Origin of the sequence: Micromonospora sp. HK10 (genome assembly GCF_000982955.1) — a bacterium.
GTDB lineage: Bacteria > Actinomycetota > Actinomycetes > Mycobacteriales > Micromonosporaceae > Micromonospora.
In genome coordinates this window covers 1-777 of sequence record NZ_KQ058776.1, presented here as the reverse complement: position 1 = coordinate 777, position 777 = coordinate 1, and the positions used below count along the sequence as shown (strand labels likewise).

Here is a 777-nt window from a genome sequence, read left to right as displayed (position 1 = left end):
CGGCGCGGCGGCGCGCAGCCGGCGCACCACCTCGGCGGTGTTCGCCGCGTTCGGCACGAGGAAGACGTGGTCGTCGGCGTGCAGGTAGGCGATGATGTCGTCCACCACGCCGCCGGTGGCCTGGTCGCAGCAGAGCGTGTACTGCGCCTGGCCGGGCCCGATCCGGCGCAGGTCGTTGGTGAGGCAGGCGTTGACGAAGTCCGCGGCGCCCGGCCCGGAGATCCGTGCCTTGCCCAGGTGCGAGACGTCGAAGACACCCACCCCGGTACGCACCGCCGTGTGCTCCTTGAGCACGCCGCCGCCGGCGTACTCCAGGGGCATCTCCCAGCCCCCGAACGGGGCGAACTTGGCGCCGAGCGCGGTGTGCCGCTCGTGCAGGGGGGAACGGCGCAGCCGGGTCGCGGCGGCGTCGGAGGTCACCTCGGTCATGGGTGGCAACTTACCGTCACCAGCCGGTCTGGTTAGCATCGGCGGGACCCCCGCCTGCACCCATCGGCGGGACAGCCACTGCTCCGACGGGTAGGTTGCCGCCGGAGACCTTCATCGCCGGCACGCCACGACGCGGCCGGCCCGGCCCGCCCGGAGTAGCTTTCGTGACATCGCCCCGCACCACCCTCAGCCTGGTCGACACCGACCCCGCCGAACTCGCCGTCGACGCGATCGTGATCGGCGTGCACAGCCAGCCCACCGGGCAGGAGGCCGGCTCACCCGCCGGCGCCCTGCTGCTGGCCAGCGGCGCCGAGAGCATCGCCGCCGCGTTCGACGGCAAGCTGACCG

At 73.5% G+C, this 777-nt stretch carries 2 pseudogenes; one reads left to right on the top strand and one right to left on the bottom strand.

The window, feature by feature from the left end:
• Nucleotides 1–429, bottom strand: a pseudogene (locus tag LQ51_RS11240) (glycine cleavage system protein T); the annotation flags it as partial.
• A gap of 164 nt (nucleotides 430–593) precedes the next feature.
• Here LQ51_RS11240 and LQ51_RS11235 point away from each other — a divergent pair.
• A pseudogene (locus LQ51_RS11235) lies at nucleotides 594–777 on the top strand (leucyl aminopeptidase); the annotation flags it as partial.